Annotated in this window: 20 protein-coding genes; 6 read left to right on the top strand and 14 right to left on the bottom strand. The window is 43.1% G+C overall.

What is annotated here, in order from left to right; genetic code table 11:
- Nucleotides 1–157: 157 nt before the first annotated feature.
- Entirely contained in the window at nt 158–2077 is a 1920-nt protein-coding gene (locus tag ACPUYX_RS19785) for an APC family permease (protein WP_426381329.1), read from the bottom strand.
- A 148-nt stretch (nt 2078–2225) separates the two neighbouring features.
- Between ACPUYX_RS19785 and ACPUYX_RS19780 the strand changes: the two genes are divergently transcribed.
- Entirely contained in the window at nt 2226–5459 is a 3234-nt protein-coding gene (locus tag ACPUYX_RS19780) for an SNF2 helicase associated domain-containing protein (RefSeq protein ID WP_426381328.1), read from the top strand.
- 79 nt (nt 5460–5538) lie between these two features.
- Here the strand turns inward: ACPUYX_RS19780 and ACPUYX_RS19775 are convergent, their stop codons facing one another.
- The 12 genes from ACPUYX_RS19775 to ACPUYX_RS19720 form a co-directional block, all read right to left on the bottom strand.
- Nucleotides 5539–5682 (bottom strand): hypothetical protein, encoded by a 144-nt coding sequence (locus ACPUYX_RS19775; protein WP_426381327.1) that lies wholly within the window; start codon nt 5680–5682, stop codon nt 5539–5541.
- 77 nt (nt 5683–5759) lie between these two features.
- Complete coding sequence (locus tag ACPUYX_RS19770) at nt 5760–6761, bottom strand: PfkB family carbohydrate kinase (protein ID WP_426381326.1); 1002 nt, start codon at nt 6759–6761, stop codon at nt 5760–5762.
- A gap of 23 nt (nt 6762–6784) precedes the next feature.
- Nucleotides 6785–7432, bottom strand: a complete 648-nt coding sequence (locus tag ACPUYX_RS19765; RefSeq protein ID WP_426381325.1) for a bifunctional 2-keto-4-hydroxyglutarate aldolase/2-keto-3-deoxy-6-phosphogluconate aldolase — start codon at nt 7430–7432, stop codon at nt 6785–6787.
- 28 nt (nt 7433–7460) lie between these two features.
- Entirely contained in the window at nt 7461–8948 is a 1488-nt protein-coding gene (locus ACPUYX_RS19760; RefSeq protein WP_426381324.1) for a UxaA family hydrolase, read from the bottom strand.
- A 19-nt stretch (nt 8949–8967) separates the two neighbouring features.
- Complete coding sequence (locus ACPUYX_RS19755; protein ID WP_426381323.1) at nt 8968–10494, bottom strand: tagaturonate reductase; 1527 nt, start codon at nt 10492–10494, stop codon at nt 8968–8970.
- Nucleotides 10495–10529: 35 nt separating this feature from the next.
- Complete coding sequence (gene iolB / locus ACPUYX_RS19750) at nt 10530–11375, bottom strand: 5-deoxy-glucuronate isomerase (protein WP_426381322.1); 846 nt, start codon at nt 11373–11375, stop codon at nt 10530–10532.
- 105 nt (nt 11376–11480) lie between these two features.
- Nucleotides 11481–12557 (bottom strand): oxidoreductase, encoded by a 1077-nt coding sequence (locus tag ACPUYX_RS19745; protein WP_426381321.1) that lies wholly within the window; start codon nt 12555–12557, stop codon nt 11481–11483.
- 11 nt (nt 12558–12568) lie between these two features.
- Entirely contained in the window at nt 12569–13684 is a 1116-nt protein-coding gene (locus tag ACPUYX_RS19740; RefSeq protein WP_426381320.1) for a M24 family metallopeptidase, read from the bottom strand.
- 44 nt (nt 13685–13728) lie between these two features.
- Nucleotides 13729–15015, bottom strand: coding sequence for a TRAP transporter large permease (locus tag ACPUYX_RS19735; RefSeq protein WP_426381319.1), 1287 nt, complete (start codon nt 15013–15015; stop codon nt 13729–13731).
- Nucleotides 15012–15527 carry a TRAP transporter small permease gene (locus tag ACPUYX_RS19730; protein ID WP_426381318.1) on the bottom strand — a complete coding sequence of 172 codons (516 nt, stop codon included), beginning with the start codon at nt 15525–15527 and terminating at the stop codon, nt 15012–15014. Before ACPUYX_RS19730 ends, ACPUYX_RS19735 begins: the two co-directional genes overlap by 4 nt.
- A gap of 286 nt (nt 15528–15813) precedes the next feature.
- A complete protein-coding gene (locus tag ACPUYX_RS19725; RefSeq protein ID WP_426381317.1) occupies nt 15814–16830 on the bottom strand; it encodes a TRAP transporter substrate-binding protein in 1017 nt (338 codons plus the stop codon).
- Nucleotides 16831–16992: 162 nt separating this feature from the next.
- Nucleotides 16993–18234: an ROK family transcriptional regulator gene (locus ACPUYX_RS19720; RefSeq protein ID WP_426381316.1), complete on the bottom strand. Its 1242-nt coding sequence runs from the start codon at nt 18232–18234 to the stop codon at nt 16993–16995.
- 447 nt (nt 18235–18681) lie between these two features.
- On the opposite strand from ACPUYX_RS19720, the gene ACPUYX_RS19715 reads away from it, so the two are divergent.
- From ACPUYX_RS19715 to ACPUYX_RS19695, 5 genes are all read left to right on the top strand, one after another.
- On the top strand, nt 18682–18888 hold the full coding sequence (locus tag ACPUYX_RS19715) for a hypothetical protein (RefSeq protein WP_426381315.1): 207 nt from the start codon (nt 18682–18684) through the stop codon (nt 18886–18888).
- A gap of 98 nt (nt 18889–18986) precedes the next feature.
- On the top strand, nt 18987–20507 hold the full coding sequence (locus ACPUYX_RS19710; RefSeq protein ID WP_426381314.1) for an ammonium transporter: 1521 nt from the start codon (nt 18987–18989) through the stop codon (nt 20505–20507).
- Between the two features lie 107 nt (nt 20508–20614).
- A complete protein-coding gene (locus tag ACPUYX_RS19705) occupies nt 20615–20953 on the top strand; it encodes a P-II family nitrogen regulator (protein ID WP_426381313.1) in 339 nt (112 codons plus the stop codon).
- A gap of 94 nt (nt 20954–21047) precedes the next feature.
- Complete coding sequence (locus ACPUYX_RS19700; protein ID WP_426381312.1) at nt 21048–22331, top strand: SLC13 family permease; 1284 nt, start codon at nt 21048–21050, stop codon at nt 22329–22331.
- A 138-nt stretch (nt 22332–22469) separates the two neighbouring features.
- Nucleotides 22470–23990, top strand: coding sequence for a hypothetical protein (locus tag ACPUYX_RS19695; RefSeq protein ID WP_426381311.1), 1521 nt, complete (start codon nt 22470–22472; stop codon nt 23988–23990).
- Nucleotides 23991–24005: 15 nt separating this feature from the next.
- Here the strand turns inward: ACPUYX_RS19695 and ACPUYX_RS19690 are convergent, their stop codons facing one another.
- Nucleotides 24006–24161: a hypothetical protein gene (locus ACPUYX_RS19690; RefSeq protein WP_426381310.1), complete on the bottom strand. Its 156-nt coding sequence runs from the start codon at nt 24159–24161 to the stop codon at nt 24006–24008.
- Nucleotides 24162–24368: the final 207 nt, after the last annotated feature.

The following is a 24368-nucleotide window of genomic DNA, read 5'->3' as shown; positions in this document are numbered from 1 at the left end:
TGTAGCTTGTCTACCTCTTCTACATATAGGCTCATTTATCCTGCAATAGAAGCAGAGACATTATCCTGATGATTTAACAGGATACACAAAAAAACAGTCTTAATCCTCTCAATAAAGAGCAATTTCGACCCCCATCTTGACGAAGACATTTAATTTTCTATGCGCCTTCGTTCGTCTCAGGATGATATGGGACACTCGTCACTAAAATACTCTTCCTAAGCAGCAACATTAGTTTAAGTAACTGTCCTGTTTGATTATGCAAAATGTTGTGCCACAATTTTACAGGTACATATTCCGGAATCGCAACGGTTATGGTTTCAAATTCCCCTTTCTTCTCAACGTTATCAACGTAATTCAAAAAATCGTGAACCATTGCCCGATAGGGAGATTCAACAATTTCCAAAGGAATTTCAATGTGGTGTTCTGCCCAATGCTTCAGCAACTTTTCCGTTCGTTTGGGATCGGAGGCAATATGAACGGCAGAAACTTGAGGCGTTAAGGCGTAAGCATACCTTAACGTTTTAAGCACTATTAGGTTCAGATCATATACCGGCACAATAATTTTATTTTTATAGTCTGTTAGCTCAACGTGCTCCCTTCGTTGTTTAACTTTCATGACGTAGTTGTGGAAGTCAACAGTAGCTTCTCTGGTAACTTCAATGTTTTGAATTTCCCCTCGATAAACACGGTTAATTCCCCGAAATATGAAAACCAGCAAAGGCATAATCAACAAAATAATCCAAGCGCCTTGGGTAAACTTAGTCGTAATAAACACAATTAAGACCAGGAAAGACACAATGCCTCCAAAGCTAAAAATAGCGAAGTCTGACTTCCACTTGATTCCTTTCTCCTGCCAAGTATTTTTAGCCAGCCCCGCTCCCGTCAGGGTGAAGGAAATAAAGACACCAATAGCGTAGAGGGGAAGCATCATATGAGTATCCCCCTGAAAAATAATGATGAGAAAACTGGAAACAAAAAACAAGGTCCAAATACCTACACTATATACTAAACGGTCCCCTAAATTTTTAAAATACCTGGGTGTAAATCCATCCCGTGCCATTAAACTCAATAAAATAGGTAGTCCTGCATAAGGTGTGCTTGAGGCAATAATTAGTATGGCCGCTGCAGTCCCCATGAGGACAAAATAAGGAATTGTTCGTCCAAAAATGATGATACCCAATTGATTTAAGATGGTATTCCCTTCTGAAGGCTCAAGCTGATATGCACCCGCTAAATAAGTCAAACCGATTAATCCTGCTGATACAATAACTGCAAGGATAAACAAGGTATGAATAGCCCGCTTTTGAGCAGGATTTTTAAAGGCTGTTACTCCATTGCTTACAGCCTCAAAACCCGTCAAAGCTGTTGTTCCGCCGGCAAAGGCCCGCGCCAAAATAAACCAGGTCATCTCGCCGGCAGAGGATGCTGCCTGATGCCCAGTTGCTGCGGCAGCAGGTGTTACCCCATGAGTAAAAATCTCTGTCAGTCCGGTTCCGATTAAAATCGCCATGGTTAAGATATAAAGATATACAGGGACAGCAAATAGTTTGGCGGATTCTTTTAAGCCTCTCAGATTAACCCAAGCCATAAAAATAATAACCAGACAATCAGCAATGACTTTATGGGGAGTGGAAGCAAGCCAGGGAAAAATCCCAGTCAGGTTTTCAATCGCCGAGCTGACGCTGACGGCAACCGTCAGGACATAATCCAAGGTCAAACTTGCCCCGGCGATCAGGCCATAGGTATCACCCAAATAAGCCTTGGCAATCGTATAGGATCCACCGCCTTCCGGATATTTCTGGATCGCTTTACGATAAACCAGGAAAATACTGATGACTAAAAGTACAATGGTAAATGAGACTTTTAAAATATAGGCAAACCCCAATGAACCGGCAAGCAGCAGGATATATAAAATCTCATCAGGAGCATACCCCTGAGACGAAATAATATCCGACCCGAAAACCGGAATTCCTCCGCTGACCCCAACTTTTGCCTCCTCAGCATTATGCGTTGCCAAAGGATGACCGAAAATTGTTGTTCTGATTTTAAGCCATAACAACTTGTTAGTATTTGCCATTTGTCAAATGCTGACCTCTCTTCCCTATCACGGCTGTCCTATACAACTTGAAGCGTCAGGTTAGACGCCTAACCTCATTTATGATATTCTTAACTCGATTCCTGTAAAAATTAGTCTAGTTGCATTATGCCGCTAAAGGAGTAATTTCATGCCTCGTTTTTTAATCTCAGAACCACAAATCATGAAACTAGCTGATAATGACCGTGTCTATAAAAAGGGAATCTCCTATTTCCTAACCAATAGGGTTCGTGATTGTAGCTATGACTCTGAAAAAGGTACTGTCAGCGCTTCTGTCATCGGCAATTTACGTTATGAAGTCCAGTTAGTCTTCGCAGAAGAGGGAGCCTTACACTCCTATTACTGTACCTGTCCTGCCTTTGCCGAATATCACGGTGCATGTAAACACGTCATTGCAGTTCTAAAAACTATTCTGCAAAAAACAATGTCTTGGTCTAAGCCCTCGAAACAAAATCAGGCTGTGGAGAAATTCCTTCAAGCCTTTTCTCATCAACAGCGGGACTTTCATTTAGAAGAACTAACCTTAAATGCAGAGCTCACTATTATGACTGGCTATCACTTATCAGCTGATTTACAGCTTAAAATTGGGCTGCAGCGCCTTTATATCGTGAAAGACTTTGAGCAATTCCTTACTGCTCTTAAAACAGGCCAATCTCTGGAATTTGGCAAACAATTCACCTTTGAGCCTCAGCGTCAAACCTTTAAGGCAGAAGATCAAGGGCTGGTTTCCATGTTGATTAAGATGTATGAACAACATGCTTCTCTGCTTGAAATGCAGGGGAGCTATTATAGTTCGAATTTGTTTAAACAAAGACCCCTGCCTTTATCCGGCTATTATCTGACGAAATTTTTGGATGCAATGGACAATAAAGAATTTCTTTGCCAGGTTAATAGTTCGAGTCCACAAAGCATGCGAATTGTCAGAGATGGTCTGTCCTTGGAATTTTCTCTGAATTCCCAGGATCAAGACCTGGCCTTGACCCTGGAATCCGCGGATATCCCCCTGCAATTAACAGCAGACGGCAGCTATTATTTGTACCATCAAACCATTTATCAGGCGACTGCAGCTCAAAAAGACCTGCTTCCATCCCTTATAAGCAGCCTGAACGGGAATGCTGTGACGGACATTGTTATTCCGGCGGCTCAAAAAGAAACGTTTGTCTCTGAATCCTTGCCCATGATTGAAAAAATCGGAACGATCTCTATTGACCCCATCTTAGAAGACAAATTCAGTCAAGATATGTTAGAAGCCAAACTATTCTTTGATCGCTCTGAAGATATGGGCATTACGGCACGTTTAGAATTTCATTACGGAAATGTTGCCATAAACCCTTTCACCTCAACTCGTGACATTACCACTAACTCCGCCGATGAGACCATCCTCATTCGATCCATCACACAAGAACGGACAATCCTTAGTATTTTGGAGCAGGCCGAATTTATTGTTTCCAAAGGGCGCATTTACCTTGATGACGACGATAAAATCTTTGAATTCATAGCCAAAGGAATCCCCCTGCTTCAGAATCTGGCCGAGATATACTATTCCGATCAATTCAAACTCAAAATTCGTTCCGCTCCGACCTTCTTCGGTCAAGTTCGTTTAAATGAAACGTCAGACATCCTTGAAGTATCCTTTCAATACAACGATATTGATCCCAGCGAATTAACAGATTTATTTTATTCCCTGCATTTAAAGAAAAAATACCACCGCCTGCGCGATGGTTCCTTTCTTGATTTAAACCAACCTGAGTTAACCTCCGTTGCTCAGCTCTTTGATAATTTAAATCTCAATGCCAAAGATCTGGACCAAAAACTTATTAATCTTCCTAAATACCGGGCCATGTATATTGATAGTTTTCTCCGTCAGGCTAATCTCCCCGGAATGCAGCGCAACAAGGCCTTTAAACAACTCGTACAAAGCGTTCTTGAGCCGCAGGATGGAGACTATGAACTTCCCGCAGATGTGAGTCCTGTTTTGAGAGATTACCAGAAGACAGGGTTTCAATGGTTAAAGACTTTAGCTGCCTGCGGTTTAGGCGGTATTCTAGCCGATGACATGGGCCTGGGCAAGACTCTCCAAATTCTCTCTTTTATTTTATCTGAAAAAAAGGCATCATCAGATCCTGCCCTGGTTATAGCCCCTACCTCACTGATTTATAACTGGCAGACAGAAGCCCAAAAGTTTACACCCTCTCTAAAAATTCTTGTCATCGATGGAACACCGCAGGAAAGACAAGCTCAAATAGAAGGTATCAGCCAGTGGGATCTTGTTGTTATCTCCTATCCTATTATTCGCCGTGAGATTGACAATTTGAAGGATGTTATGTTTTCTTATTGCTTTCTTGATGAAGCCCAGCATATCAAAAACTCACAAACCCTGAATGCTAAATCTGTTCAACAAATTCAAGCCAAAGGCTATTTTGCCTTAACAGGAACGCCTATCGAAAATTCCCTTTCTGAGCTATGGTCTCTTTTCAATTATATCATGCCAGGCTATCTCCTCACCTACCCGGAATTTCGCAAAAAGTTCGAAGTCCCCATTGCCAAAGGAGAAGACACGCCTCTTACCGAGTTAAGCCGCCATGTGAATCCATTCATCTTACGCCGTCTGAAAAAAGAGGTTCTTAAAGAACTGCCGGATAAAATTGAAACTCAGCTTTATGCGTCTTTAACAGAAGAACAGAAAAAACTATACCTTGCTTATTTACAAGAAGCAAAAGGTCAGATAGCTCAAGAGCTGGCTGTTGCAGGCTTTAATAAAAGTCACATTAAGATTCTCGCAGCTCTTACCAGGCTTCGGCAGATTTGCGGCCACCCAGCCATGTTCCTCAATGATTACACCGGCGAAAGCGGAAAAATGCTTCTCTTGCAGGAAGTCATCACAGATGCCTTGGGCAGTGGCCACCGCATCCTTCTTTTTTCCCAGTTCACAACTATGCTGGATCTTATTGAGAAGTTCTTAGACTCACAAAACATTGAACATTTCTATCTTTCTGGAGCAACCAAAGCTGCCGAGCGGCTGAAAATGGCCAACGCTTTTAATGCAGGAAGCGGCCAGGTCTTTCTAATTTCATTAAAGGCCGGGGGAACTGGCCTCAATTTAATTGGTGCTGACATGGTTATCCATTACGATCCCTGGTGGAATCCCGCAGTGGAAGATCAAGCCACAGACCGAGCTCACCGCATCGGCCAAAAAAACTCTGTTCAGGTGATTCGACTTATTGCCCAAGGAACTGTTGAAGAAAAAATCAGTGCTTTGCAAGCTAAAAAAAAGGCTCTCGTAGATTCCGTGATTCAACCTGGAGAAACGTTCCTTTCCAAGTTGTCTGAGGAGGAGCTTAAAGAAATCTTTGATTTGAGTTAAATAATCAATGAACAAGGCGCATCCAGTTTTTTGGGATGCGCCTTGTTCATGTACTCTTCAGGTACTATATTATAGCCACCTATACCGATGATGCGGGAGCATTCCAAGGCTCGCCCACTCGCTTGCGCGGGAGCTCCGCCAAACCTCCGGGTAATACCTGAGGTGAACCGCTGACTGCGCTTCCCCACGCAACCTTTGTGAGCCTTACTGCCTTTCCATGCAATGAGTTCACTCTTGTGGGCGAAGCTTCCTTCCTTATAGGTCTATATTTTTCGAGGCAGGATATTCAGTATCTCGTATTTAGCGTTGGACTCGCAGCATAGAATCTCCCTGAAGAAGCGATTCCACTTCTCCCAGGGTTACTAAATTAACGTCACCTGGAATAGTATGCTTCAATACTGATGCGGCGACTGCAAAATCCAGGGATTTTTGAGGGCCATAATTGGACAATTGGCCATAAATCAAGGCACCAAAGAAGGCGTCCCCTCCCCCGATCCGATCTACAATCTCCAGCGTATACTCTGGCGCTGTATATAAGGTGCTTCCGTCAAATAACCAGGCTGAAAGAAGGTGACGATTGGCAGATTGGCTTTTGCGCAGGGTATTGAGGACTTGCTTAAAGCCAAAACGGTCCATTAACTGAGAGGCTAAGTCCTGATAGGTGTTGGAGGAAGTTGCCCTAATGCCAAAGATAGTCTCCGCTTCGACCGGACCTATTCCCGAGACAATATCCACCTGTTCTAAAATAGGGGCCATAACCTCTCCGGCCCGTTGGGGGGACCAAAGTTTTTGACGGTAATTGAAATCACAGCTAACGGTCAGTCCTAATTTTCTAGCTGTTTTTACACCCTCTAAGACAGCTGCCGCACATCCTTCCCCTAAAGCCGGCGTGATTCCTGTAATATGAAACCAGTCTTTATCTTGTAAGAGAGTCTCCCAAGCAATTTCCGTTTCTCTTAATTCACTGACAGAAGAATTAGCACGATCATAAATGACTTGAGAGGCTCTCTGAGAAAATCCGGCTTCGGCAAAATAAATGCCTAAGCGTTTTCCGCCCCAAAGCATTGATTCCGTATTGACACCATACCGGCGCAAAAGCTGGTTCGCCGAATGGCCTAAGGGATTGTCGGGCAGTTTACTGACAAAATAGCTATCTGCTCCTAAGCAAGCCAGAGTTACACATACGTTGGCTTCACTCCCGCCGTACACTGCCTCAAACTGTTCCGCCTGCACCAAGCGTTGATAACCTGGCGGTGACAGCCGAAGCAGTAATTCTCCAAAGGCTATGACCTTCTGATTCATGATACCACTCCTAGCGTAGACTCCTAAACTTGCTTGCGTGCTGAACTAATGGCCTCCACAAACTGTCGGGCTGTGGACGTAATCAGATCATAATTTCCCGTTTTAGCCCCTGCAGTAAGTTCGCCCCCCACACCAACAGCTAAACAGCCATTTTTGATCCATTCGCCGACGTTATCCAAGCTGACTCCGCCTGTTGGAATGATTTGCACCTGGGGAAGCGGCCCTTTAACCGCCTTGACATATGCAGGCCCATAGGCATTACCCGGGAATAACTTGACCACATCTGCCCCTGACTCCATCACCGTAACCATTTCCGTGATAGTTTGAGCACCGGGCATTACGAGTTTTCGATAGCGATTTGCCAAACGAATGACCTCAGGATTAAAACTGGGGCTGACAATAAACTCTGCTCCTGCCAGCAGACAGACACGTGCTGTCTCACTATCCAGGACTGTACCGGCTCCAAGGACGATTTCTCCCTGTCTATAGGCATTAGCTAATTCCTGAATAGCTGCCAGGGCTCCCGGAACTGTCATAGTAATCTCGATAATGTCAATCCCGCCCGCGCGGCAGGCTTCCGTGATACGTATCGCCTGTTCGGCATTTTTTGCCCTGACTACTGCCACAATCCCTGTGTTTATGACACGCTGCAAGCTTTCTTCTTTTGTCATTGATTTGCACCTCTCAACCTCTGCGAAACTACAAAGTAACTCCGCTCTTAAATATAGCAATCTCTCTGAATCCAAGTTTTTCGGATTGAGTTTTATTGCCGTTAGCTATTGTTAAAACATGATCCCAAAACTCCTGTGCTAAATCGTCCATACTCAGGCCTTCCAAAAGCCTGCCGGCATTAAAATCCATCCAATTGGTTTTATGCTTAAACAGTTCCGAATTCGTAGCAATTTTAAGAGTTGGTACGCAAGTACCTAAGGGAGTACCTCGCCCCGTTGTGAAGAGGATTAATTGGCATCCCGCAGCCGCCAAAGCCGTGGAAGCCACCATATCATTGCCCGGAGCCGAAAGAAGATTCAATCCTTTGGCGTGAACTCTCTCCGCATATTTAAGAACATCAACGACTTGTGAATGGCCGCCTTTTTGAGTGCACCCCAAGGCTTTATCTTCCAGCGAACTTATGCCCCCTTGCTTATTGCCCGGGGATGGGTTTTCATAAATTGGTTGTTCATAAGAAGCATAATATGCTTTGAAATTGTTAATTAAGCTGACAGTTTTCTCAAAGACCTCTTGATTCAGAGCACGATTCATTAAGATTGTTTCAGCTCCAAACATTTCCGGAACCTCGGTAAGAATCGTCGAACCGCCTTGAGCTATAAGGCGATCAGAAAAGCGACCTACCAAAGGATTGGCGGTGATCCCGGAAAAACCATCAGAACCCCCGCATTTCAATCCGACTGTCAGCTCTGCAACAGAACAGCCTTCCCGTTTAAAGGATTGGACGTAATCCGCTAGTTGAAGTATTAATTGGACACCGGTCTCAATCTCGTCCTCTACCTCTTGAGCTACCATAAATTTAACACGTTCCGGGTCATAGTCTCCTAAACGCTTCTTTATTTCAGTAATATTGCTGTTCTCACAACCCAAGCCTAAAACCAGAACGCCTCCGGCATTGGGGTGATGGATTAAATCAGCCAGAATCTGCTGAGTCAAGAGTTGATCTTCACCCATTTGAGAACATCCATAAGGATGCTTAAACTCGAAGACCCCATCTATAGTCTCGCGTTGTTTCAGAGTTTCCCCAGCGGTTTTAGCAATAAGTTCGGCAATTCTATTGACGCAGCTGACCGTGGGAATTACCCATATCTCATTGCGTATCCCCACCTTGCCGTCGGTCCGGCGAAAACCCTGGAACGTTGCCGTCGAAGCAGGATTCACGCTATCAGTTTTTCCGGGGGAATAGTGATAGGTGAGAACTTCACCAAGATTCGTTTTCAAATTATGGGTATGAACCCATTGCCCTTGGGGAATATCTTCAACAGCCTTTCCGATGGGAAAGCCATATTTAATAATAGCCTCGCCAGCATGAATTTCCTGAAGTGCCACCTTATGTCCGCCGGGAATATCCCTCAGAGGACAAACCTCACCTTCATTATATGAAACGATCTCTCCTGCTCGAAGGTTTTTTAAGGCAACGGCGACGTTATCTCGAGCGTTTAGTTTTAAGAGATCCATGGTTTTAACTCCTATCAATTTATTTATTGAGAAAGGACCGTTCAATTGCCTTTTTAACACCATCCTGGAGAATAGCATACAAATCGGCTCCGACCTTTTCTGCTAAGCCGGTGATCTCATTAAGATCTTGTCCCCATACCTTTGTTTCCGCGAATATCCGGTGCACGAGATGCAAGACAGATTCTAAACTTTGATCACATTCCGACCAGGCAGCTTGCATCATTTGTAATGTTTCGAGATCATCTTTCATATCAACGTCTTTATCGCCAATACGACATTTCATGACGGTGCCTTCAACAGTTCCACGATAAACTGCGAAAAGAGCTGCCATGGAGAAACAGAGTTTATAGGGCAGCAAGCCTGTCTTTTTGGTATAGTTCAAGAGTGAAGGCAAGACACGGGTTTTAAATTTGGAGGTCGAATTTAACAGGATGCTCAATAGATAATGTTTAATATAGGGATTCTCAAATCGTTCCAAGACCGACTGAGCATACTCCGTCAACATTGACTCGTCAAAGTCCACTGAGGGAATGATTTCCTCGAAAATAACTTCTCGAGTATAGCGTCCTAACACGTTATGCTCGACCATTTCGCCCACCGTTTCCAAGCCATAGAGAAACGCTACCGGAACACTAGAGGTATGAGCACCGTTAAGAATACGTACCTTACGTGTGCGGTAGGGTGTCATATCCTCTGTCCAAATCACATTCAGACCTGCTTCTACGAAAGGAAGTTTTTCTTGAACTCCTTCGGCTCCTTCAATGACCCAAAGATGAAAGAGTTCTCCCGTATCCATCAATTGATCCTTATAGCCTAATTGATTAGTGAGCTCAGCAATTTCATCTTTGGGATAACCAGGGACCACTCGATCCACCAGTGTATTAAAGAAGCGGTTATGTTCCTCTAGCCAGGTTTTAAAGGCTTCAGGCCAACTCCATTCAGTTGCCAGGCGAAGAATAATACCTTTAAGCTGATCTCCATTACGATCAATCAATTCACAAGGAAGGATGGTCATTCCTTTTTGAGGATCACCGGCAAAATACTGGTAGCGATGATAAAGATAAACAGCAAGCTTTCCGGGAAAGGACGCTGGAGGAGTATCCTCCGGACGGTCACTGGGGCTATAGACAATGCCGGCTTCGGTTGTATTAGAAACGACATATTCGATATCAGGGTTTTCCGCACATTTTAAAAATTCCTGCCACTCTGTATACATATCTATTCCCCGGCTGATGGAACGGATAATTTGCTCTCGGCTTACCGCTTTCCTCTGACTCATTCCTCTTAGGATTAGAGTATAGAGACCGTCTTGAGCGTTTAATTGAGGAATTAATCCCGCCGGCAGAGGAGAAACAACCACTACTCGACCGTTAAAAAGGCCTTTTTGATTCATTTCGTGAACCATCCAATCCACAAAGGCCCGCAAAAAATTACCTTCACCAAATTGGATGATCTTCTCCGGAAGTTGTTTAGAATCCTTACCAATATCTAGGCCTTCAGGAAAATGGCAATTCCCTTCTAACAGTGATCGATTTAATTGCAACATCAATGACTCCCCCTTAATGAATTCGCATGATGATATTAAAGAGTTTCCAGCTTCCGCAGTTCCTTAAAGTTCGGATCATCATTGGGAAGCATTTTTCGACCCATGTTTCCGGCCAGGAACCACAGATAGTACACTTTAATTGAAGGTGGAGCAACAACAGGATGATATCCTTTAGGAATAAAGACACTGTCAGTATCTCGGATCAGATAAGCCTCATTTAACTCCCGATCTTCAGTGTAGAGCACTTGGATCCCGAAGCCGCTGTCAGGGCTCACCCTGTAATGATAAATTTCCATAAGTTCGGTTTCCATACCGGGAACATAGGTATCGTGCTTATGAGAGGGGAAACTTGACCAGTTGCCGGGCGCACTATACGTTTCTCCTACAACGATCCGGCCGACCTTTCCTTCGCCATTGTCTACGATAATATCATGAACCTCCCGCTGCCAATTGGTCTCTCCTCCACGTTGGTTAACCACAACCTCTTCCGGTTTTACAACAAAGGAAGGATACTTTTCCTCAGCTTGAACAAAACAGAGCGCCGCTTCAAAGTTCTCGCTTTTGGCCTTTACCTGATACTTACTGTCTCGAGGAATGTAAACTGTCGCTGCTCTGCCCGAAAAAACGTCTTTCCGTTCTCCTAAATCTTTATATTCTTGCTCGTCAACGTTTACGGTCGCTTTTCCACTTAGAATTACTAACGCAATCTCAAACCGTCCCGACTCCCCAGTATAATCTTCCTGATTTTTCAGTTTGAGCAATCCGAAGGACATTAATCCTTCATTGGCAGGAATTACTTCCCGATAGCCGGTATAAGCTTGACCTTTGTAATGCAAATCCATAATTATCTCTCCTCGTATAAGCAATTTAAGTAAACTCATTGACCAACCCCCACTTATAGAAGTGAGGGGCCTAAAAACTGGATAAATAGACAATAGCTTCTGTAGAGCAACAGAGAAACAGTCTCTAAATCCGGGTCATCTAAATTAGGGAAGTTGAAACGCATCTTCATCGAAAACTATGGTTTTGCCTTCCGCCCGACTTTTATACGCCAGTTCGATTAAGCGTATCGTAATCCATGCTTGCTCAGGTTTAACCTGTAAATTGCTTTCCCCGGCGATTGCCTCATAGACATTTCTGTAATATCCACGATAATCCCCGGGCTTAGTTTCTACCTTCCCAACAAAATGGGTGCCGGAAATTTCCGTATTGAGTTTTCCCCACAGAGACTCTGATTCTGCACCCCAACTACTATCTTCTCCTGGCCTTCGCCCGCTGCGCAGAGCAGCTTCCTGAGGATCCATTCCATATTTTAAGAATGAACCTTTGGTACCATGCAAGAGAAAATGAGGCCCCGGTTCTCGAACCAACATACTTGCTTTTAAGGTAACCTTTAAGGAGTTTTGGTAACCTAATTGAATCTCAAAATAATCTTCAATTTCCGTCCCTTCCCTAAGCGAGCGAATATCCGCCGTTACACTGAGAGGGATTCCAAATAACATCTGAGCTTGATCCAGCAGATGAGACCCTAAATCATAGACAATGCCGGAGCCGGGAAGAGACTTTTCCTTCCAGGTATTGGGACGCAGAGTTTCTAAATACTTATCGAAATGTGCCTCATATTCTGTCAGTCGTCCCAGCATTCCCTGTTCGATTACTTGTTGAACGGTAAGAAAATCCCCGTCCCAGCGCCGGTTTTGGTAGACACTTAAAATCCGTTTTTTGCTGCGGGCAAGCTGAATCAGCGCCGCAGCTTCCTGAGATGTCACGGTAAATGGTTTTTCAACCACTACGTGCTTTCCCTGTTCAAGAGCTTGTTTCACATAATCAAAATGTGTCTCATTGGGTGTAGCCACAACGATTAAGTCAATGCTGTTATCCTTGAAAACATCCTCGATATCATGAACCACTTCAACCCATGGATAATCTTCCTTCGATTTTGAGCTCTTTCGTTCCACAACAGTTTTAAGCCGAAGCCCAGGAACTGCCGTAATAATTGGGGCATGAAAGGCTTGACCGGCCATACCAAAGCCAATTAAACCCACGTTAAGAATTCTATCCATAGTTCACCAACTCATCTTTCTAAAATCAGTGGCACCTCAAAGGTCTCCCCAGCAATCTGAACAATCTGCGTCGGAAATTTTCCCGTGGCTGTAAGATTACGCAGCCCCTCCGGCCTCACTAAAACGGTGTCTTCCGCCTTAGCACCCTGAATCGTCGGATTCCAGGCTAATGCTTGCCCAACGACAATCAGTTCTTTCGAATCCGGGAGTGCTTTAATTTCTCTTGATTGATAACCTGCTAAACCGCCTTGATGGTGACATTTCCATTCCTCAGGATAACCGCTATTGGCATATTCCTCCCGGCCCGCCCGGAAAGCCTCTCCAAGGGATATTCCCGGCTGAGACTTCGCCCAATAGGCGGCGATTACTCTATTAACTGCCTTCTGCTTTTGGCTAAGCTCAGAAGGTATAGCCCCAAAATACACCCCTCGAGAAACAGAGGCTACCAATCCCCACCGCCTGGCACCCAGGACAAGAAGCCCATATTTATTGACGGGTTTAAACGTCGGCAGAGGATGGCGCCGGGAAAGGACACGTTCATCGGCTCCGACTAAACAAACGATGGGCTCCATTCCCCGCTCAAAGCAAGCTTTGGCCATCCTGCCGGCAACCTCCAGCTCAGTTTCCCCGGGGTTAAATTCTCTGGCTACAGATTCCACTGTCCCCGCCGCCATTTGACCCAAGGCTGCATACCTTTCTTGTTCTGCCTCAGTTAATGTTTGCCGCAGTTTAGATAAGGGAGAAGCAAGATCTCTTTCTTCAGCTATCTTCAATCCTTTAAAGCGCTCTGACAAGGCATCTGATTTTTGCTTGTCATCGTGCCAGGGAAAAATGATAGTCTTATCACAGATCTCAGCAGCCCCTTCTTCCTCCCAAAGCCTCTGAACTTCGATATTATTGGCAATCAGTTCTACAGTTTCCCGCCCAATCCAAAGTTGAGCAAGTCCGTCAACTGAAGCAAAATTAACGAAATACCTTCCCCCGGTTAACCAGCTGAGATTAACCTGGGAAGAAACAAGAAGACCGTCATAGCCTTCTTGAGTAATAAGCGTTCGAATCTGGTTAACCTTCTCCAGGATTTCTTCCCTTGTTACGACCAGTCCATTATAAGTGTAACTATTTGACATACTTATACTACCACCGTTCAATTTCAATCCACGATTTTATAGTCTTAATGAGTCAGGAAATGAGGCAAGGTCATAGATACTGCCGGCACATAGGTGAGTAACAAAAGCATTACGATCATAACGCTGAGAAAGGGCAGCATCGCTTTGAAAGCCTTCTCTAAGCTTAGTTCCCCAATGGTGCAGCCTACAAAAATAGCGCTTCCTACCGGAGGAGTCAGTAAACCTATCCCTAAATTCAGCATAAGCATTACGCCAAATTGAATAGGATCCATGCCATATTGCGTAGCAACTGGAAGCAAGATCGGAGTGGCAATCAGAATCAACGGCGCCATATCCATAATCATACCTAGCACCAGCAAGATGACATTCAGTAAAAGAAGAACAACATATTTGTTACTTGAGATTGAAGTAATAAAGGTCATAACCATGTCCGGTATACGGAGATAAGAAAGAAACCAGGCAAAAGCTGATGATGCAGCAATTAAAAAGAGGACAACAGCTAATTTACGGAACGTTTCGATTAAAATGTGATTGATGTTTTTAAACGTCACTTCACGAAAAACAACAATGACAAGAATTAAAGAATAGACGACGGCAATGGCAGCAGACTCATTGGCCGTAAAGACTCCCAGCAAAACACCTGCGACAATGATTAAGGCTGTTGTCAGACTTAAAATACCTTCAATAATAACCCGCATCATTTCACTGCGCGGAATACTCTCCCCTTTGGGATAGCGCCGCCGAACAGCAATAATATAACTGGTTACCATAAGAGCAAGTCCTAAAACAATTCCCGGAACTAGCCCTGCTGCAAACAAGCCGGCAATGGACACCCCGCCGGCTGCCAGGGAATAAAGAATAATATTGTGACTTGGAGGCAGCAAAACTCCTTGAATTGCGCCAGTACATGTAACACTGACGGCATAATCGTTGTCGTAACCACGCAATTTCATCATAGGGATCATAATACTGCCGATTGAAGAGGCATCAGCTACAGCAGAACCTGTAATCCCCCCGAAAAACATGGTCGAAAGAACGTTAACAATAGCCAACCCGCCCCGGAAACGACCCACTAAAAGATTAGAAAGTTTGATTAGGCGTCGTGAGATACCGCCTTCGCCCATGATTTCCCCGGCAAAAATGAACAAGGGGATTGCCATCATAGAGAAGGAATTTAATCCATTCAGCATCCTCTGTCCAATAACCTCAAGAGGAACATGGAGGTAGATTCCTGTAAGAACTGAAGAAACAGCTAATGCCAAAGCTACCGGAACCCGCATTAAGAAAAGCAGGAAAAATGAGCCAAGCAAAATCGCAATTCCTAAGGTCATGATCCTTCCTCCTCACCAATAAACAGCCAATATAATCCATAAATAACAATTAAGATTCCGGTCACAGGGACAATCAGGTACTGTAAACCATTCGGCCAACCGGTTGCCGGCAAAATTGAGCTCCAAGTCAGAGTCGTAAATTTGTAACCTTCATAAAATAAGAAAATCCCAAACAAGATAATAATAATATCGTTTAGCAAATCGAGGACTTTACGAATAGGCTGAGGCAATTTGTCAAACAAAAGTGTGACACTTAAATGACTTTTGCGGCCAAAACCAGTGGCGATACTTAAGAAACCGTAAGCAGTCATAAACAGAAGAGCCACTTCTTCGCTCCAGGCAGGTGTTTTGTGCAATACATAACGCCCAAAGACCTGGTAAATTACGATACCGACCATTATGGCCATCATATAAGCGCCGAAGACTTCTACAACGTTTTCCAGGCCATGGATTACCTTCCTGACAGAGTGCCTGAACCCATTGCGTTGTTTTTCAGATTCAAGTCGGCTCAAACCAGCCACCTTCTTTCATATCGACGATGTTTTAATTAAGATATTAATTTTTAAAAAAGTTTTGAGCAATATATACATTCATTACAAAAAATAACATTTTATAAATAAAGAAAACTTGTCTGTCACCAGAAGACACAGTCTCTCATTTGTTAGGCTTGGGCGCAAGCACCGTCTCCTTATTGCACTTATGCTTAAAAGACCCATATGCCGTTATAACGGCACTGCGAATGATTTAAATAAACCAGGATGACCGGTTGACTGCCAGTCACCCTGTAAATGTTGCCTGTTATTTTGTAGCTCGAATCTGATCAATGATAGAGGTATAATCTTTGCCATATTTATCATAGAGAGGTTGAGCAGCCTTTTGCCATTCGGTAATATCAACTTTAGTTACAACGTTTCCATTGTCCTTAGCTGCTTGAATTGCCTTGTTCTCCAGATCAGTCCAAGCTTTACGCTGAACTGCCTGGGAATCTTTTGCTGCTTGAAGAACAATCTTTTGATCATCTGGAGACAACTTATTCCAAGTTGATTGGCTTGCTAAAAGAATTTCCGGTGTACGGGAGTGCTCATCAAGGGTGAGGTACTTAGAAACTTTATAATGGTTGGTTGAATAATAGCTGGGCCAGTTGTTTTCCGCACCATCAATGACGCCAGTTTGCAAAGCGCTGTAAACTTCACCATAAGCCATCGGGGTCGGGGAACCGCCAAGAGTCTTAACGAGATCAATAAACATGTCTGATTGCTGAACGCGAATCTTAAGTCCGGCTAAATCTTGTGGATGAACGACAGGTTTTTTAGAATTATAAAAATTTCTGGCCCCTGAATCGTAATAGGTCAGACCGATCATTTTTGAATCTTTGAGCCCTGCCAGCATTTGATCGCCAATTGGTCCGTTGAGAACTTTCCACATTTGATCACTGCTGGAGAACAGGTAAGGTAAGTTAAAAACGTTTAATTGCTTGTCGAAAGATGCCAAAGGAGAAGCATTAATCCGGCCAAAATCGATGGCGCCTAACTGTAGTTGTTCAATAGCGGTTTTTTCGTCACCTAATTGAGCATTAGGATATACAGAAATTGTTATCCGTCCATTTGTCCGTTCCTTTACCAATTTGGCAAATTCGTTATCCCCAACAACTGTTGGATAATCTGCGGGTTGAATATCTGCTAAACGTAAGGTCATTTTTTGACCGGAAGTACTTCCACTTTGACTCGGCGTTGTATTTTGGGAAGTACCGCAGGCTGTTAAGCCCAAAACGAGGGTTGCACTTAGGGCAGCAAGAGCGATTCTTTTTAATTTCATTGAATTACTTCCTCCTCCAATTGCTTAAAAATTCTGTTTTCAGAAAGCACTAAAAGCCATTATATCTTTCCTACCACTCCCTTTCTATATCCACATTCATTGAGTGATTGCTAATAAAAATCGTGTATTTTATTAGCAACGTATTAATAGGGACATCTATTTTCAAATAACAGTCATGGAATAAATGTTCTCCGTTCTGTCATTTGAAAAAAGCTTTTTTATGCCCACCAAGCAGGCGCCGTAGAATGCTGCTTGACGGCCGATGAGAGAAATTTCCACTCTTGTATTCTTGGAAATCTCAGGAAAGGCATGAGCATGCATACTTTCGATGAGTGGTTCCATGAGAACTGACCCTGCTCCGGCCAGAATGCCCCCAAGGACTACCATTTCCGGATTATAAAAATTAATGAGGTTGGCGACACCCGTTCCCATATACCAACCGGCTTGTTTGATGAGTTCCCAGGCATAAGAATTGATATCTGAAGCACAGGTTATAATATCTTCAATGGTAACCTGCCCTTTACTTTCCCAGATTTGCTTTAACGAATCTGAGGTCGAACATAAAGGCAGTTCATTATTGGCCTTACGAACCAATGCCGGAACAGCGTAGAGACTTTCCAGGCACCCTTTGTTACCACAGTTACAGAGGGGACCGTTTTCAACGATAACAACATGGCCCATCTCTCCGGCATAACCTCTTGAGCCATAGAGAATTCGGTCGTCCATAATAACTCCGGCACTTAAGCCTTCACCTAAATTGACATAGGCCAAATCTTTAACATGCTTGCCTTGCCCCAAAGTGTATTCCGCCAAGGCAGCAGCGTTAGAATTATGTTCTATAAAAAAGGGCACAGATATAACATCTTGCAGCCAATCTCGAATAGGAGCATTGCGCCAACCCTCTCCAAGATTTGGAGAATGCTTAATAGAATTGTCTTTGCGGTCATATAAACCCGGGAGAGCAAAGCCAGCCCCCATGATTTTTTCCGCAGGGATCTCCGTTTCATTAATGAGCCTATCGATACAATTCTTAAGGGCAAGAAGTCCCTCTTGAGGATTTGACATATTAATTGAAGCTTCAATGATTTTGATTGGTTTAGCTTGCAGGTCGACAATTCCCAGAGTTGTTCTATTTCTGGTAATCTCCACTCCAATAACATATCCCGCTTCAGGATTGAATTTGAGTTTAATTGGGCGCCGGCCCCCACTGGACTCTCCGGGTCCAAGTTCGATAACATTTCCCATTTGGACAAGTTCTCTGACAATACCCGTGATTGCTGCCGGGGTAAGTCCGGTTAGCTTGGCCAACTCTTGCCGAGACATTTCTTGATTTTCCCGAATTAAATTTAAAACCTTAAGACGATTTAGGGTTTTTAGATAGTCAAGATTGGCAACGTCTTTCATGGCTTCCCCGTCCTTATTTAACAGTGTTTATGATCATAAGCGTACTTGTGTCATTTCATTTGAATCATATCCTATTTAAGCGAAAAAGTCGACGAACTTAATTAACTCTGTTAACTATGTAATTATTCGACATTGCTTCAAAAAATCCTTTTTTAAAAACTTTCGGGTAAGTAAATATTTTTAAGAATTCATTGGTATCTTCTGCCTTTTTTTAATATCAAGAAAACACTATCCTAACAAAGTGTTACCAATCAGTGAACTCTGGCTCACGAAATGTATACAATGTTTTTAGCGAAAGCATCTGGACTTCACAACCATTACTCCGTATAATAACCGTAATGAGCAAAGGCGCTCTCGAATGAATTTCGAGAGCGCCTTATTTATTTCAAGCAAAGACGCTTGGGCAATGATGTCCGAGCGTCTCTTTTATTTTAAGGAGGTGATTCTATGAAAATACTCAAGATCCTGATTGGTGCAGACATTTTTATTATACTTTCCGGTTTGGCCTGGCTGTTGATAATTCCGAACTTCTATTTAAGTGCTTTTAACCGGCCATTGCCATCATCGTTTTTAGGAATGTTGGTGCTTTTATTCGGTATCTACAAAGGTTTTCATTTGCGCAGGACCTATTTAAGACTTAGAAGTCAAACCTAACAGTTTTATAAACTCATCGTCAGCTATTATTCCTTATTAATATATGGAAATTGAACCATCGTAGAAACGTCTATTATTAATGAAAGGGGCGGGAAAAAATGAAAAGGTCAAAATTGATTAAGATCACCTTGTTAACCGTATTTTTAATTCTCCTAATTGCAACAGCAGCCTTAGCTGCCGGTGATCCCTCAGGAGCAAACACCGGAGGGATTGCCGATATCGCCGCAGCTAAAGCCGGAGATCCAACATTATCGGAAGTCGCCGCTCAAGTTGGTAAAAACAAAATTGGAATTAATTTTGTTTGGACCTTACTTACAGGGTTTATGGTTTTCTTCATGCAAGCAGGATTTGCCTTAGTTGAAGCCGGTTTTACCCGTGCTAAAAATGCCGCTCATACCATGGCTATGAACTTAATGGTCTTTTTGGTAGGAGCCATCGGTTATTACCTCGTAGGGTTCGGTTTGATGTTTGGTGGAGTCGGCGCAGTGGGAGCTATCGGGGGAACACCGCCCCTCACTGGCGAATTTGCTGTTAATGGTTGGGGCTTGTTCGGTCATACAGGTTTTTTCCTGACTTCAGGCGGAACTTATGATGTCGGAGTATTTATCCTCTTCCTTTTCCAAATGGTATTTATGGATACCGCAGTGACTATACCAACGGGAGCACAGGCAGAGCGAATCAAATTTTCTGCGGTTGTCATCGGCAGTTTCTTCATTTCAATGTTTCTTTACCCAATCTACGGAAACTGGGTTTGGGGCGGCGGTTGGCTTTCTCAAATCGGTTCACACTGGGGCTTGGGACACGGTGCTGTAGACTTTGCTGGTTCCGGAGTAGTACACAGCATCGGCGGAGGCTGTGCCTTGGCAGCAGCCTTAGTATTGGGGCCTCGTATTGGGAAATATGTTAACGGAAAAGTTAACGTTATTCCCGGCCACGATATACCGATGGCGATTCTTGGCACCATTATCTTGTTCTTCGGATGGTTCGGATTTAATCCCGGCAGTACTTTAGCCGGTACGGACTTACGAATTTCCGTGGTTGCTGTTAACACCATGTTAGCCGGTGCCGTGGGCGGCTTTGTAGCCATGATGATTATGTGGATTAAGTATAAAAAGCCAGACCCTTCTATGATGTGTAACGGTACTTTAGCAGGTTTAGTGGCGATTACTGCTCCTTCTGGCTTCGTCTCAGTCAATTCTGCCGTTATTATTGGAGCAATAGCCGGAGCCCTTGTCGTAGCCAGTGTACTCTTTATCGATCGCAAATTGAAAATTGATGATCCCGTGGGAGCTATCTCTGTTCATATGGTTAATGGTATCTGGGGCGTCATCAGTGTCGGGATCTTTGCTGACGGCACCTACGGAGATGGCCTCAACGGAGTTGCCGGAGGAGTAACTGGCCTGCTTTATGGAAATGTCGGGCAGTTTGGCGCCCAATTGATCGATGCTGCAGTAGTTCTGGTTTGGAGTATTGGCTTGTCTTATATCTTCTTTAAGATTCTCAATGCGACTCTCGGTATGCGTGTGAAACCGGAAGACGAATTAGCCGGATTAGATATTCCTGAAATGGGCATGTTAGCTTATCCAGAATTCGTTATGAAGTCATCTACCGGTGAATGAACTCGGACCCACCCCACTTATAGAAGTGGATGTCTTAACAGCTGGAAAAGTTCAGACAGTTCCACTAGAATTGGCACCACCTATGGATATGAAAGGAGAATTTTCCTATGAAAAAAATTGAAGCCATAATCCGGCCGGGTAAACTGGATGAAATCAAGGATGCCCTGGCGGCTGCCGGAATCTTAGGCATTACAGTGACACATGTCCTCGGTTTTGGCAGGCAAAAAGGCTATACGCAAATTTACCGTGGTCAAGAAGTTGTTTCACATTTGCTTTCGAAGATTAAAGTAGAAATCGTCACTGTTGATGAAAAGTTAGATGAAGTTATCGATATTATCGTTAAAACCGCACGTACTGGTCAGGTTGGCGATGGCAAACTATTTATTCATAATGTGGAGGAAGTTATTCGTATTCGCACCGGCGATAAAGGTGAGAAAGCTATTTAACGATGACAAAAGATAGAGAAGGCTGATTATTTACGAATAAATAATCAGCCGCCTTTATTTTAGCTTCTCGCCAACATGGAAAGGAGAGCAGAATGTGACATTAGCTGAGCCTTTAGTAATAACTCTAGTCATCTTCCTTTTAACCTACAGCCTCATAATCACAGAAACTCTCAACCGAACCGTTGTTTCTTTAATTGGCGCTAGTTTAATACTTTTCGCTAATGTTCTAAATCAGGAACAAGCAATACAAGCCATTGACTTCAATACAATTGGTCTGCTCATTGGAATGATGATCATTGTTGGTGTAACTCGTCGAACGGGGGTTTTTGAATATATGGCTATCAAAGCCGCCAAGCTTGCTAAAGGTGACCCAGTATTGATTTTAGTGGCTCTTTCTACAGTAACGGCAATAACTTCGTCATTACTTGATAATGTAACAACGGTTTTGCTGATAGTACCTGTAACATTTTCCATTTGTTCTGAGTTGTCTATCGATCCCATACCTTTTCTTATCAGCCAAATCCTCGCCTCGAATATCGGCGGTACCGCAACTTTAATCGGAGATCCTCCCAATATTATGATTGGCAGTGCTTCCGGCCTGAGCTTCCTGGATTTTGCTCTAAATCTCTTCATCCCCATTGCTGTTACATCCTTAGCAACCATGCTGATTTTACGGGTTATCTATCGTAAAAAGCTAAAAGCATCGGAACTTGCCAGGGCTCGAATTATGGATTTGCCGGAACTCGAAGCTATAAAAGATTTTGCTTTGCTAAAGAAGTCTCTGTTCGTCCTAAGTCTGACAATTTTAGGCTTTCTATTGCATAAGGTACTCAATTTCGAACCAGCGACTATTGCCATAGGGGGAGCCACGCTTTTATTGTTAATTACAAAGGAAGAACCTGAAGATATCTTTCTGACTATCGAATGGCCGACTCTCTTTTTCTTTGCAGGCTTATTTATCATTATTGGCGCTTTAGATCAAGTCGGAGTGATTGAATGGGTTGCCAGGAGATCTATTGAAGCTACAGGCGGAGTTATTTCTGCTACGACGATGTTAATCTTGTGGTTGTCCGCTATTGCCTCCGCATTTATCGATAACATCCCTTTCGTCGCTACAATGATTCCACTTATCCAAAAGATGGGGCAAATCGGAGGAATTACAAACTTGAAACCCTTATGGTGGGCTTTATCCTTGGGAGCATGCTTAGGGGGCAACGGGACACTTATTGGAGCTTCTGCTAACGTCATTGTAGCAGGGCTAGCTGAAAAAAACGGAGTTATCCTCACGTACAAAGGGTTCCTTAAAATAGCTTTCCCTTTAATGATTTTGTCGGTTATCATTTCCACTGTTTATATTTTCGCAGTATATCTGAGGTAGTTCCAATTTATCATTAGAAAACTTCACAACCGGGCACCAAGTCTTGCCAGGATTTGTAGTGATAAAGTGTTTTAGTGAGCCCTCTGTCTATGGAAAACAGGGCTCACTTTTGCTTTTTACGGTTAGGAGGATGCGCTCATGAAGTATAACCTAAAACCTCAAGACAAACTACAAGATAAACTGAGGGATGTATTAGGAGAGGAAATGTTCAACGTTTGTCTTGAAAGCCCAGAAAAAGCAGCCGCTTTTGGATGGTTATTCTCATTTGCTATTGCAGATTTTGATCAAAAACAAGGAATATCTTCCGTCACTTCCAATGTACTTCTTGAAACTAAAGAAGAATTGGGGGAAGCGTTCTGTCTCTGGTGTTCACAGAACTCTTCAAACCTCAGGAGCCTAATAACTTTGTTAGACAAGTATGTAAACACCTATGAAATTAATAAAAAAAATAAAGAGCATCTCAATCATCTTTTCCAAAGGATTCATGGCAACAATTACAAGGCTAGGGCTGTTTCCTTGGTTAAAGCCTATAAAAAGGATCAGCCCACAAATCTAATCGACCTCTTTGAAAGAATCAACATAACCCTTGTGAGTGACCTTAAGGGGATATTCTCCCAAAGGTTATGTGCCGACGATGAATCTGATCTTCGAGGATTCATGGGATGGTTAAAGGAAGATCTTATGGCGGTTTTATGTAATGACCTCCAAAGATTATTTAATAAATCTCGAACATTAAAACTAATGAGAAGCCGTGCCATGGGATCAACACTTCATGAAATCAGTTTAGATTTAGGAATCACCCGGCAAAGAGTACGTCAAATCGAGAAAACACTGCAAAATCATTTTAATAATTATGTTGCAACGTTTTGGCCCCATTATATTCTTTCTGCCTTTGCCGAAACTATAAATTATGTTTCAGTTAACACCCTCGAAGAATATTTTGGCAGTCTATCAGACATCGTTTTCTATTGCCTAAAAGAAAGCAATTGCTCTGCCTTTCAATGGTGCAGCCAGCTTAACGGTTTTATTATTGGAGATGCGCAATGGTATTCGCGATTAAAGGACTATAAAAACGGACTATCTGAAATGCTCGAATATAACTCAGTCGACCCTTTAATCCGTGAAATTATGGTTCAGTTCTCTCTCCCTATAGATTTTAATGACACAAAAAAGATCATTCTCTCTGGGTACAGTTTATCAGGTAAAGTATATTTACGAAACAGAATCAGCCTTTCTCAAATGTACCATGCAGTCCTCGAAAGGTTTTATCCCAATGGGATCGAACTTTATAACCCTTCCGAAGCGAATTGTTTTCGTAATCATGTACGAAGATTATTCGGAGAGGTAAATCTCCCCAAAAATAACCGCGCTCTTGATGTGCGTCTAGCCGACTTTACAATCTTATGCGATCGGAGAAAGCGCATTTTGCCAAGCGGTGTTAAAGTCTCCCCGGATTTGCTGAATAAGATCCACGAAGCCATAAAGGCATCTATAAAACACGAAATTCTGTTTAAGGAACTGTTTGAAACCTTTAAAAATGAACTTTTACAAACAAGTAATATTTCAAACAGTTATTTCTTACAGGGTCTCCTGAAATATACTTTTGCTGATGAATTTGACTTCACCCGATATTCTCTAAAAAAGCGAGAAGACGATTAGGAAAAGCTAAATGTTCTAATCATTATGTTTCTCATTATTGTCATTTTCTAGATCGCCAACAATTTTTGCCGCCATAGTATAATCGATAATTCCATTGCGCGCAGCCTCTTGCAAAGCATTTCGTTGTGCCGTCAGAATAATTTGGCCCGCTTTGTCTCGCTCAGCTGCCATAATTACCTCATTTTTTAAATGAAGCTCCTTAATCAAAGCGTCTATTTCCTTCTGTCTCTCGAGTAATGCCTCTACCGCATCATGAACTGAACCCTGTCTAACGGACAGTATTAAAAAAGTCTATCGTAGAATTTCATGGATTTACGCAATCTGGCATCGCTTTTCAAGCGGTGTCAGTTTTGTTTTAAGCTGAATACGTTCATGGTT

Source organism: Desulfosporosinus sp. SYSU MS00001, assembly GCF_049943955.1.
In the GTDB taxonomy this organism is placed as follows: domain Bacteria; phylum Bacillota; class Desulfitobacteriia; order Desulfitobacteriales; family Desulfitobacteriaceae; genus Desulfosporosinus.
Note: the sequence above shows the minus strand (reverse complement) of the source record. Positions and strands in the feature narration are given on the sequence as shown.

Excerpts from the sequence above, each read along its gene's own strand:
- ACPUYX_RS19725 (WP_426381317.1), bottom strand. The coding sequence starts at position 16,830 with ATGAAATTAAAAAGAATCGCTCTTGCTGCCCTAAGTGCAACCCTCGTT.
- ACPUYX_RS19745 (WP_426381321.1), bottom strand. The coding sequence starts at position 12,557 with ATGGATAGAATTCTTAACGTGGGTTTAATTGGCTTTGGTATGGCCGGT.
- ACPUYX_RS19785 (WP_426381329.1), bottom strand. The coding sequence starts at position 2,077 with ATGGCAAATACTAACAAGTTGTTATGGCTTAAAATCAGAACAACAATT.
- ACPUYX_RS19735 (WP_426381319.1), bottom strand. The coding sequence starts at position 15,015 with ATGACCTTAGGAATTGCGATTTTGCTTGGCTCATTTTTCCTGCTTTTC.
- ACPUYX_RS19755 (WP_426381323.1), bottom strand. The coding sequence starts at position 10,494 with ATGTTGCAATTAAATCGATCACTGTTAGAAGGGAATTGCCATTTTCCT.
- iolB (WP_426381322.1), bottom strand. The coding sequence starts at position 11,375 with ATGAGTTTACTTAAATTGCTTATACGAGGAGAGATAATTATGGATTTG.
- ACPUYX_RS19705 (WP_426381313.1), top strand. The coding sequence starts at position 20,615 with ATGAAAAAAATTGAAGCCATAATCCGGCCGGGTAAACTGGATGAAATC.
- ACPUYX_RS19695 (WP_426381311.1), top strand. The coding sequence starts at position 22,470 with ATGAAGTATAACCTAAAACCTCAAGACAAACTACAAGATAAACTGAGG.
- ACPUYX_RS19770 (WP_426381326.1), bottom strand. The coding sequence starts at position 6,761 with ATGAATCAGAAGGTCATAGCCTTTGGAGAATTACTGCTTCGGCTGTCA.
- ACPUYX_RS19720 (WP_426381316.1), bottom strand. The coding sequence starts at position 18,234 with ATGAAAGACGTTGCCAATCTTGACTATCTAAAAACCCTAAATCGTCTT.
- ACPUYX_RS19760 (WP_426381324.1), bottom strand. The coding sequence starts at position 8,948 with ATGGATCTCTTAAAACTAAACGCTCGAGATAACGTCGCCGTTGCCTTA.
- ACPUYX_RS19740 (WP_426381320.1), bottom strand. The coding sequence starts at position 13,684 with ATGTCAAATAGTTACACTTATAATGGACTGGTCGTAACAAGGGAAGAA.
- ACPUYX_RS19710 (WP_426381314.1), top strand. The coding sequence starts at position 18,987 with ATGAAAAGGTCAAAATTGATTAAGATCACCTTGTTAACCGTATTTTTA.
- ACPUYX_RS19690 (WP_426381310.1), bottom strand. The coding sequence starts at position 24,161 with ATGGCAGCTGAGCGAGACAAAGCGGGCCAAATTATTCTGACGGCACAA.
- ACPUYX_RS19765 (WP_426381325.1), bottom strand. The coding sequence starts at position 7,432 with ATGACAAAAGAAGAAAGCTTGCAGCGTGTCATAAACACAGGGATTGTG.
- ACPUYX_RS19780 (WP_426381328.1), top strand. The coding sequence starts at position 2,226 with ATGCCTCGTTTTTTAATCTCAGAACCACAAATCATGAAACTAGCTGAT.
- ACPUYX_RS19715 (WP_426381315.1), top strand. The coding sequence starts at position 18,682 with ATGAAAATACTCAAGATCCTGATTGGTGCAGACATTTTTATTATACTT.